The sequence below is a fragment of the Polaromonas sp. genome (assembly GCF_039932935.1).
Taxonomy (GTDB): domain Bacteria; phylum Pseudomonadota; class Gammaproteobacteria; order Burkholderiales; family Burkholderiaceae_C; genus Polaromonas.
Genome location: NZ_JBDTPB010000096.1, coordinates 1 through 9995, shown reverse-complemented (window position 1 = coordinate 9995; position 9995 = coordinate 1). Strand labels below are relative to the sequence as shown.

Here is a 9995-nt window from a genome sequence, read left to right as displayed (position 1 = left end):
TCCTTGGCAATGGCTCCCGAGCAGCCGAGTACACGTACTTTCATGAGGTTTTCCGGTTGACCTTGGCTTGGCGGTTTGGCTATTTGGTTTCAAAATTGGTTGCGCCATCCCATTCAGGATCAAAAGGCAACAGCCTCATGGAGGCTACTCGGTCTGCATACAGCCGGTAAAGGAACTTTTCCCCATTTATTCGCTGTAAATTGAGTAATTGCACATCGCACTGGTCCCAATCCTGCATGCGATAGGCCTTTAATGCCAAGCCCCAGGTTTTCAGCTCCGCCGCGACGTCCTTGTCGATACGTTCTGCCGGCGCCTGCGGCCAAAAAATAGACACCGCCTGATCCTTACCCTTCACCCGAACTTTGTCCAATTCCTGCCACGCAAAATCATTCGCCTGCTTCCGGGTGGACTCACTGACCACGATGTCAACGCCGTAGGTTTTGGACAGCCCCTCGAGGCGCGAACCCAAATTGACGGAATCGCCGATGACGGTGTAGCTGCGCCTAACATCGGACCCCATATCTCCCACGCACATGGTGCCCGTGTTGACGCCTATGCCGATTCCGATTTCGGGTAAACCCTTGGCTTTATGCTCTTCATTGATCTTTTTGACGGCATCCGACATCTCAAGCGCCGTTTTTACGGCCAAGCCGGCGTGATCAGGGGTATCCACCGGTGCCCCCCAAAAAGCCATCACGCAGTCACCCATGTATTTGTCGATCGTGCCGCGGTTGCTGCGAATCAAATCAGTAAGCCGACTGAAAACACTGTTCAGCAAAGCCTGTAGCTGGGTCGGCTCCATTGCCTCCGACATCTTCGTAAAGCCGCGCATGTCACAGAACATGACGGTCAACTCTTTGGTCGTCGCCTTCATGCTGTAGCTGTCAGGGTCTTTCACCATTTCGTCGACAAGCTCAGGGGGCACATAGGTACCAAACAGGTGGGCCAACTCCCGCTTGGAACGACTTTCCACGAAATATCCGTAGCTCATGTTCAAGGCGAAGGCCGTCAACGCCATGACAAGCGCACTGGCCAACGGCAATACCAGGCCATGGCCGGAATAGAACCAGAAGTTAAGCCCCGTGATGGCGCCGATGACCGCCAGGCTGAGAAGGACGGCGCGGGAGGCCGACAGCAAGGGCAAGGCAAAAGCCAGTGTCAGCCCCGAAAAGAGCAGGACGACCACTTCAAATCCAATGGCGTAGTCAGGCTTCACGTACACCTTCCCATCCAGGAACCCCGAGATCACATTGGCGTGTGTCTCTACCCCAGGATAGGTTTCTCCGACCGGAGTCACCCTTAAATCGAGCAAGCCTGGCGCTGTCGTGCCGATAAGAATGATTTTGTCCTTGAGCGCCCCAGGTGCCAGTCGCTTGGCCAGCACGTCTGCCGCCGAGACATATCTGAACGAGCCGCCATTTGCGCCTCCGTTGCCCCTGAAGGGCACCAGTGTGGCGACGCGATCATCGACCGGAATTGCCAGGGTTTTGTTGCCTTGCTTGAGGAGGATGCTCTCCAGTCCCTGGTAATTCCGGGTCAGGAACTTTTCTTGCGGAAAGCCGGGCTCAACCTTAGGCAATCCGGCCAACATGCGAAACATGGCGAGCGCCAACGATTCGTAGTACTGCCCCTTGTATTCCGCGAGTAAGGGGATGGAGCGCACCACACCATCGCCTTCGGTGATGGAATTGAAAAAACCACCCAGAGGCGCCGCCTTGGCCAGCAACCCAATGTTGGCGCCGTAGCCGTTCCAGCTGGTGAATTTAATGGGGCGTCCACCAAGCGCTTCGCTGCCCATCACTGGCGGCGGCAAAACGCCATTGACACGCCCGTCCCTGTCGCTGGTGAAGTAATAGCCCATCACGACGGGCCTCTTTTCAATCGCCTTTGCAAAAACCGCGTCGTAGTCGAGGCTGGCTTGCAGTTGATTGAGCTTTTCAGAAAAGCCCGGTTGATCCTTCAGCTCTGCTTGTGCCAGCTGCTTTAGCCGTTTCAACCCAGAGCTTTCGTCGGCCTCGGCAAACACCACGTCAAACCCCAACAGCGCGGTTTTTTGTCGGTCTTGCAGCTCCTCTACGAGCTCTGCCAGCCTATTCCGACCCCATGGCCAACGCCCAACTTCCGCAAGGCTTTTTTCATCTATGTCGACGATCACGATGCGCTCGTCCAGCGTGTGGGGCATGGTCGCGCGAAGGCGGGCGTCGTAAATGATGTCGTCCAGCCTTTGCAGCACACCAATGCGCATGACTCCGCTGGCGTGCATCAAGGCAAACACCAGCGGGATCAGTGTGACGGCGATACGAGGCCAGTGCCGGGAGAGGAGTCTCATGAGACCTCGGTTGGAAGGTGCTGGCGGCTCGCTTGGGTGCGATGTCGTTCAGCACCGATGTCAGTGCTGGACGAACTGCATCTGTGTTCCGGCCAGTTCAAGCATGTCTCCGTGTTTCAGGACGACAGGTTCCGCGCCAATGGGGGCCCCGTTAAGCGTTGGCTTGCCGGTGCCTTCCACATGGGCCACCACAAAACCTTGAGGCCGCTTGGTAATAGCAGCAACCGCAACGCCAGGCTTTCCGATCGTGGTGACAACCTTCACCAGTGCCACTTCCCGGCCCGCGGCAGCGCCTGACATGACTTTGATGGCTGCCGTGAGGCCAGTGCCTCCTTCAGCGGGCGGCGGCGGGGTACCTGCTGCCGGCGGAACCAAGCCCGCAGAGCCGGCCTTGATGATCATGGTTTTCTCGAAACCTGCGGGGGCCGCCTCATTGACATACTTGATCTTGTACTTGCCAATTTCAACCGTATCACTGTTCTGCAGCAAGAGCTTTTTGACAGCCTTGCCATTGACATAGGTGCCATTGGTGCTATTGAGGTCTTCGAGATAGACCTCGTTGCCGGACATCTGCAATACGGCATGCTCCCCGCTGACCGCCAGGTTGTCGATGACGATGTCGTTGTAAGGCCTGCGCCCCAAAGATGTCCTGTCTTTTGTCAACTGGACTTCCTTGATCACAACGCCGTCAATAGAGACGATCATTTTCGGCATGGCCGACTCCTGTCTGTTTGTAATATTTTAGTCACCGCTATTTTCCCAGCATTCTGGACAAAAGGCCGCGCTTGGCCGAGTCTTCTTTTGCGTATGCCAGCAGCACGGAAATATTATCCCGTCCCCCAGCCTCATTCGCCGCCACAATCAGCTGCTTTGCCTTTTGCTCCAGACTTCCAGAGCTTGTAAGGATAGCCGCGATGCCGGAATCTGCAACCATGTCCGACAGGCCGTCCGAGCACATCAGATAAAGGTCCCCGGCGTCCACGCGGTGTTCGTTGACTTCAACCAGCACCGCATCTTCGACGCCCAAAGCGCGTGTGACCAGATTTTTGTTCAGGGAAGTCAACGCCTGCTCCGGGGTGATCAGTCCGGCGTCAATCTGCTCCTGAAGCAGGGAGTGATCTTTTGTGATCTGCTGGAACTCCTGACCACGCAGGCGATAGCAGCGCGAATCGCCGATATGGCCGAGCATCAAGCGCCCATCCTGAAACACACCCACCACCAGGGTAGTACCCATTCCCGCATATTGCGGGTTGGAATTTGCCGCGTTGAAGATCGAATGGTTGGCATTTTCCACGCAAATTTCCAGCGCCCGGCGCACCTCTTTGGCGTTAGCGTGCCTGCCTGCCTGAGATAACCATCGCCCCATTTCCGATTTAATGAACGCCGCAGCCATGCCACTCGCAATTTCGCCCGCGTTATAACCGCCCATGCCGTCAGCCAGGATGCAAAGCCGCGTTGCAGGATCAAAAGCAACCGCATCTTCGTTGTTGTCCCGCGTCAGCCCTGGGTCGGTATCTGTACAAATCTCGTAGATCATCTTGTTCGTGTTGTCACTGATTGTCGGTATCGGCGGCAGGCGCTCTGGAAACCACGGTTTTTTCAAATGCCGGTGTTCCGTCAACCTTCACGGCCTGGGTCGCATCATAGGTCTTCGGGTCGGCAGCGGATGCAGCTCCAGCGGACTGCACGATCGTCGCATCGAATTGCGCCGCCGGTGCAGATGGCTGGGGAGCAAACGCTGAAACTGGCGAAACATCGTCCATCGCGGCAATGACAGCGCGCAGATCTGAGGCGAGTTTGTCGCCATCCTGATATCGCAACTCCGGTTTCTTGGCCAGAGCCAGCGCGACCACCTCCGCCAACCTCGGCGGCAACTCCTTGCGGATGATGCGGATATCTGGGGCTTCCTCGTTCGCAATCTTGTACATCAACTCGGCCATGGAATCACCCCGGAAAGGCAATACTCCCGCGAGCATCTGGAACAGCATGACACCCAGTGAATACAAGTCTGAGCGACCATCAACTTTTTTACCGGCAATCTGCTCCGGTGACATGAAGCTGGGAGTCCCCAGTACAAGCCCTGTTTTGGTTTTGCTGGAATCCGTGATGCGCGCGATGCCGAAGTCGGTCACTTTCACCGTGTCGGTTTCGAGCTCATACATGATGTTTGCCGGTTTAATGTCCCGGTGCACCACATTCTGCTTGTGCGCGTATGCCAGTGCTTCAGCCACGCGCGCGACGATGGACAGCACTTTGGGCACCGGCAGCAAATGCCCATCCTTGGTGACGTCAGCCAGGTCCTTGCCTTTGAGAAACTCCATCGCAATAAACGCCAGATCGTGCTCTTCGCCGGCATCAAAAATTGTGACGATGTTCTGGTGCTGCAAACGCCCCGCCGTCTCGGCTTCCCTGAAGAAGCGTTCGCGGGCATCGTCCAGCTCCTCGCCCTCAAACTCCTGGCTCAAAGCCATGGTTTTGATGGCAACAACGCGGCCAATTTTGGGGTCTTTGCCCAAATAGACCACCCCCATGGCCCCCTTACCCAGCTCCTTTTCCACTTGATACCGGCCCAGCATCGGTTTTTCGACCCCTCCGCCGTCCAGTAGCATGGTGCCGCCGGGGTGCGATCCGCCACCGCCCAGAATGACAGTTTCGGAGAGGTTTTTTGCCCGGTTAAGCTTGGATTGCAGATCTTTGTGGTTCTTGTTATAGCTGGCCATGTGTTCGTACACAGCCTGGGCTTTGTTGAACTGGCGCTTGCGCTCGAAATCCAGCGCAAGGTTGTTCATGTTGTCCATCAACGCATCGGTGAAAGGCACCCGGCGAAATCGATCAAACGCCATGTCGAGCTGGCCTTGGCCTTGTAGCGCCAACCCCATCATGCGGTTGGTTTCTGCCGACTCCTCGTCAGACTTGAGTTTGCCCGCCTCTGTCATGAGGAAGCGCTTGGTCGTCAGTGCCAGATGGCCAATCACCAGCAACGCGGCCGGAAAGACAAATTTAAGCCAGGTCGCTGATGCGGCAAGCAGTCCGAATTCGACCATCAGCAATACGACAAACAATACCAGCGTAATGACCGCAGCCTTACCGGCAGAGAGACGGGGCAACCCGGCGATAAGGTAGGCAGCAACCACGAGCATAACGGCCAGCGTAGCCCAGACACCCCAAGCCGGCTGGACAATAAAGTGCTCACTCAGAATGCTGGAAGTGATATGCGCAATGGTTTCTGCCGGCGACAGCCCCGGACCCGCCGGTGTCGTGAAAAGGCTGCCCACGCCCTGTGCCGTAGCGCCGATCACGACAATCTTGTCCGCATATTTGGCGGCAGGGATCTTTCCAGTCAACACGTCATAGAAAGAGTCGACTGCAAAAGCTGGCTTGCCGCCGCTACCTTTATAAAACTGCGGCAGCATCAGGGCTGACTCGTCGGTGCGCACCCGGAGCTTGCCGATCTGCACCGACTCGCCCACGTTGAGCCTGATATCGGAAGTGTTGAGGTTGAGGCTTTTTGCCGCGGCCAGTAACGCCATGGAGGGTATAGCCTTGCCGTAGTAATTGACGAGCAACGGCTCCTGGCGCACAGCCCCATCAACGGGATCCTGTATCTGATTCAGGTGGCCTATGCCGGCGGCGGCATTGCCTATGGCTTCAATGGGCTGGGTGCCGCGTGTTGCCGCGATGGAAAAGCCATTTTGCTCCTCAATGGCACTTTTGAGCGCGTAGGCGGGTAGCGGGCTGTCTGGTTTGCCCTGCGGCTCGCCCAGAGTGAACACCGAGGGCACAAGCACATTGCCTGCGCTTGTCATGCTGGCGGCCAGCTTGGCATCGCTATCCAATGCCACCTCGGCTTCCGCGATCACCTTGCCCAATTGCTCGCCAACGCCGGTTTGCGCGACAGCAGGATCGCCCAGGACTTCTTTCATCTTGCGGATAAACGCGAGACCGCGGTCGGTTTGGGGTTCAAAGAAAAACGCCGTATGAACGATTGTCTTGACCTTGGCGGCTTTCAACTGGTCTATCAGCTGCGCGTGCACGTCACGAGGCCAAGGCCAACGGCCTATATTTGCAATGCTTTGGTCGTCAATCGCAATAACCGCTATGCGGTCCGAGGGCTGGCGATTGCTGCTGGTACTCGCGTAGTCGTAGTAGCGCCGCTCCAGGGTGCCAAAGAAGTCCGTCAGGCCATGAAGAAACAGGACGGCCAGCACCACCAGAACGCCCACAAACCAGTCTGCTCGCCAGAACTGATTCAATTTTCTAGATGATTTGGCCACTTCCCGCCCCTTGTCCTGATTCGCTGTGCATGCCCCAAGCCGCTTTTTTAATTGCTTTGTATTACCAGCCTCCCGGCTGCAAGACTTTGCGCGTTAGCACCACCCGCCAACTGTTTCGGCAGGTTACAAGTCTCCTGAGAATGGACATTAACAGACGGGGTGCGGCTGGACAAGCGACTTCTGCACCGCAGCCACGCCGACTGTTGCAAATAAGTGGTTTTCCCGCGATGTGACGCATTCGCCCGCGACAGCCAGCGAACGGGGAAACATCGCGGTACCGCAGCATGGCGCTGCGGCAGGAGAGGCCCTCAGGCGGTAGGCGCGCTCTTTTCCTGGCGTTTCGTCAGGTAAGTACCCAAGGCCACCACCAGCACAGCCCCAACAATTCCCCCGGCCGTCACGGTATGTTCACTCATGGCGCCAAAATGGGTCGTCATGGCGGGGTCCGTCAGCAGCATTTCACCGGCCAGGAAGCCCAGAAGAGCTGCGCCGATGGTGATGATGATCGGAAAACGCTCCATCACCTTGGTCAGCAAGGTCGCCCCAAAGATGATCAACGGGATGCTGACCAGCAGACCCAGCACCAGCAACGGCAAATTGCCCTTGGCGGCAGCGGCAACTGCCAGGACGTTGTCCAGGCTCATCACCAGATCTGCAATCAGGATCGTACGGATGGCCGCAACCATGCCATTGATTTCGTGGCCCTCGCCATCTTCGTCGTCTTCGCCTTTGAGCAGATCCACGCCAATGTAGACCAGCAGGATGGCGCCGATGATTTTGAGGTAGGGCAAAGCCAGTAGCTGGATCGCGACGATCGTCAGCAAGATACGCATGATGATCGCGGCGGCACTGCCCCAGAAAATCGCCTTGCCGCGCTGCTCGGGCTTGAGCGTTCGCGCCGCCATGGCGATCACCACGGCGTTATCACCCGAAAGGACAATGTTGGCAAGAATGATGGAGCCGAAAGCGCTCCAGAAAAGGGGGGATGCGAGGTCAAGTCCAAAAAACATGGCAACTCCTGTTATGAATTAAAAAAGCGCCAGAAAGCGCTTTTTTGTTTTGAAGAGTCTAAGCCGCAATGAGCCACACTCGATTGGTATTACTGCTTACCCGCTTGACCGTGGTCAAGTTTTTGAATCAACTTTTGCGCAGACGCCTTACAGCAGCGCCTTGAGCAATTTGGCCATTTCGGACGGGTTGCGCGTCACGGTGAAGCCGCAGGCTTCCATGATGGCCAGTTTGGCATCAGCCGTGTCAGCGCCACCGGAAATCAGCGCGCCCGCATGTCCCATGCGCTTGCCAGCCGGGGCGGTCACGCCGGCAATGAAACCGACAATAGGCTTTTTCATGTTGGCCTTGCACCATTCGGCGGCTTCGGCTTCATCGGGGCCGCCGATTTCACCAATCATGATGACCGCGTCGGTGTCAGGATCGTCGTTGAAAGCCTTCATCACGTCGATGTGCTTCAGGCCGTTGATCGGGTCGCCGCCAATGCCGACGGCGCTGGACTGGCCCAGGCCGATTTCGGTCAACTGCGCTACCGCTTCATAAGTCAACGTGCCGGAGCGGCTGACCACGCCAATACGGCCCTTGCGGTGGATGTGGCCGGGCATGATGCCGATCTTGATTTCTTCAGGGGTGATGAGGCCGGGGCAGTTGGGGCCCAGCAGCAGGGTTTTCTTGCCGCCGGAGGCCTCCTTGGCCTTCATGCGGTTGCGCACTTCCAGCATGTCACGCACGGGGATACCTTCGGTGATGCAGATGGCCAAGTCCAGGTTGGCCTCGACAGCCTCCCAGATGGCGGCAGCAGCGCCTGCGGGTGGCACGTAGATGACCGACACGGTTGCGCCGGTCGCCTTGGCGGCTTCGGTTACGTTGGCAAAAATCGGGATGCCTTCGAAGTCTTCGCCGGCTTTCTTGGGGTTCACACCGGCCACAAAGGCTTCTTTGCCGTTCGCATAGTCGCGGCACATGCGGGTGTGGAACTGGCCCGTCTTGCCCGTGATGCCCTGGGTAATGACTTTGGTGTTTTTGTTGATGTAGATCGACATGCTTGTGTTCTCCTGGGGCTTACTTGACGGCGGCCACGATTTTGGTCGCAGCTTCGGCCATGGTGTCTGCGGCAATGATGGGCAGGCCGGAGTCGGCCAGCATCTTCTTGCCCAGGTCTTCGTTGGTGCCCTTCATTCGCACGACCAATGGCACTGACAGGTTCACGGCCTTGCAGGCGCTGATGACGCCTTCAGCGATGGTGTCGCACTTCATGATGCCGCCGAAGATGTTGACCAGAATGCCCTTGACTTCGGGGTTTTTGAGCATGATCTTGAAGGCTTCGGTCACTTTTTCAGCCGTGGCGCCACCGCCCACGTCCAGGAAGTTGGCTGGCTCGCCGCCAAACAGCTTGATGGTGTCCATGGTGGCCATGGCCAAACCGGCGCCGTTGACCAGGCAGCCGATGTTGCCGTCCAGCGAGATGTAGGCCAGATCGAACTTGGAAGCCTCGACTTCAGCCGGATCTTCCTCGTCCAGATCGCGGTAGGCGACGATGTCAGCGTGGCGGAACAACGCGTTCGGGTCAAAATTGAACTTGGCATCCAGCGCCATCAGGACGTTCTTGCTGTCGCGGTTCAGCGGGTTGATTTCTACCAGCGAAGCATCGGTGTCCATGTAGCACTTGTAGAGCTTCTGGAAGATGTCCACAGCCTGAGCGGTGGACTCGGCTGGCAGGCCGATGGCGTTGGCAATTTTTGCGGCCTGCGCTTCGCCCAGGCCCGTCAGCGGGTCGATGAACTCAGTGATGATTTTCTCGGGAGTGGAGTGCGCCACTTCCTCGATGTCCATGCCGCCTTCGCTCGACGCGATGAAGGCTACTTTCTGCGTGGCGCGGTCGGTCACCAGCGACACGTAATATTCCTTTTGAATGTCGGCGCCGTCTTCAATATAGAGGCGACGGACTTTCTGGCCCTCCGGGCCGGTCTGGTGCGTCTTCAGCTGCATGCCGAGGATTTCGCCTGCAATGCGCTTGACGTCGTCGATGGTTTTGGCAACTTTCACGCCGCCACCCTTGCCGCGGCCGCCCGCATGGATTTGAGCCTTGACCACCCACACCGGACCGCCAAGCTTCTGGGCGGCTTCCACCGCTTCCTGCACCGTGAACGCCGGAATGCCGCGCGGCACAGGCACACCAAAATTGCGCAAGATTTCCTTGCCCTGGTACTCGTGAATTTTCATGAAAAACCTTCAGAATTCAGTAAAAGTGGGGGGTGCAACTGGGATTTGGGCAGGGCGATGGGGTGTCGGATAGAGGCCACACCGGCCCAAAAAACCACGTCAGCGGTCACTGCAGGCAGCAACGCAGAACTGTATCATGGTGCGACGCACAATTCTTGTGC

General features: G+C 57.3%; 7 protein-coding genes. All 7 read right to left on the bottom strand.

Annotation, left to right across the window (positions count from 1 at the left end; all coding sequences use genetic code 11):
- Window positions 1-79: 79 nt before the first annotated feature.
- On the bottom strand, window positions 80-2329 hold the full coding sequence (locus tag ABI546_RS16340; RefSeq protein WP_348048139.1) for an adenylate/guanylate cyclase domain-containing protein: 2250 nt from the start codon (window positions 2327-2329) through the stop codon (window positions 80-82).
- Between the two features lie 60 nt (window positions 2330-2389).
- Window positions 2390-3043, bottom strand: a complete 654-nt coding sequence (locus ABI546_RS16335; RefSeq protein WP_348048138.1) for an FHA domain-containing protein — start codon at window positions 3041-3043, stop codon at window positions 2390-2392.
- A gap of 37 nt (window positions 3044-3080) precedes the next feature.
- Window positions 3081-3866 (bottom strand): Stp1/IreP family PP2C-type Ser/Thr phosphatase, encoded by a 786-nt coding sequence (locus ABI546_RS16330; RefSeq protein WP_348048141.1) that lies wholly within the window; start codon window positions 3864-3866, stop codon window positions 3081-3083.
- Between the two features lie 13 nt (window positions 3867-3879).
- Window positions 3880-6603 carry a serine/threonine-protein kinase gene (locus ABI546_RS16325; RefSeq protein ID WP_348048136.1) on the bottom strand — a complete coding sequence of 908 codons (2724 nt, stop codon included), beginning with the start codon at window positions 6601-6603 and terminating at the stop codon, window positions 3880-3882.
- A gap of 308 nt (window positions 6604-6911) precedes the next feature.
- Window positions 6912-7613: a TerC family protein gene (locus ABI546_RS16320; protein ID WP_348048134.1), complete on the bottom strand. Its 702-nt coding sequence runs from the start codon at window positions 7611-7613 to the stop codon at window positions 6912-6914.
- Window positions 7614-7760: 147 nt separating this feature from the next.
- Window positions 7761-8654: a succinate--CoA ligase subunit alpha gene (gene sucD, locus ABI546_RS16315; RefSeq protein WP_348048132.1), complete on the bottom strand. Its 894-nt coding sequence runs from the start codon at window positions 8652-8654 to the stop codon at window positions 7761-7763.
- 19 nt (window positions 8655-8673) lie between these two features.
- Window positions 8674-9834, bottom strand: a complete 1161-nt coding sequence (sucC, locus tag ABI546_RS16310) for an ADP-forming succinate--CoA ligase subunit beta (RefSeq protein WP_348048130.1) — start codon at window positions 9832-9834, stop codon at window positions 8674-8676.
- Window positions 9835-9995: the final 161 nt, after the last annotated feature.

Excerpts from the sequence above, each read along its gene's own strand:
- ABI546_RS16340 (WP_348048139.1), bottom strand. The coding sequence starts at position 2,329 with ATGAGACTCCTCTCCCGGCACTGGCCTCGTATCGCCGTCACACTGATC.
- ABI546_RS16335 (WP_348048138.1), bottom strand. The coding sequence starts at position 3,043 with ATGCCGAAAATGATCGTCTCTATTGACGGCGTTGTGATCAAGGAAGTC.
- ABI546_RS16330 (WP_348048141.1), bottom strand. The coding sequence starts at position 3,866 with ATGATCTACGAGATTTGTACAGATACCGACCCAGGGCTGACGCGGGAC.
- ABI546_RS16320 (WP_348048134.1), bottom strand. The coding sequence starts at position 7,613 with ATGTTTTTTGGACTTGACCTCGCATCCCCCCTTTTCTGGAGCGCTTTC.
- sucD (WP_348048132.1), bottom strand. The coding sequence starts at position 8,654 with ATGTCGATCTACATCAACAAAAACACCAAAGTCATTACCCAGGGCATC.
- sucC (WP_348048130.1), bottom strand. The coding sequence starts at position 9,834 with ATGAAAATTCACGAGTACCAGGGCAAGGAAATCTTGCGCAATTTTGGT.